This window comes from Vogesella mureinivorans (genome assembly GCF_007644035.1).
Lineage (GTDB): Bacteria > Pseudomonadota > Gammaproteobacteria > Burkholderiales > Chromobacteriaceae > Vogesella > Vogesella mureinivorans.
The window spans coordinates 1-252 of sequence record NZ_VMTV02000283.1; the positions used below are offsets into that span (position 1 = coordinate 1).

Sequence of the window (252 nt, forward strand, 5' to 3'; positions counted from 1 at the left end):
GCCGCGGCAACGCCGGAACTGTTCTTTGAAGACGGCGAGCCGCTGGGCTTCCGCGAGGCGGTGCTGAGCGGGCGCTCCACCGGGGCGCCGGGCGCCGTGGCCATGCTGGCCATGGCCCACGAGCGGCATGGGCGGCTGGACTGGTCCGGGCTGTTCGGCGATGCGGCGCGGCTGGCCGAGGACGGCTTCACCGTCAGCCCCCGACTGGCGGGCATGATCGCCTCCTCGGCGCCCCAGGCCTCGACCGCCTGG

1 protein-coding gene is annotated in these 252 nt (G+C 75.4%); it reads left to right on the forward strand.

All coding sequences use genetic code 11. The features are described 5' to 3' along the window. Positions 1–252, forward strand: a 252-nt coding sequence (locus FLQ44_RS08295; RefSeq protein ID WP_206208765.1) for a gamma-glutamyltransferase, incomplete at both ends; no start/stop codon positions are given.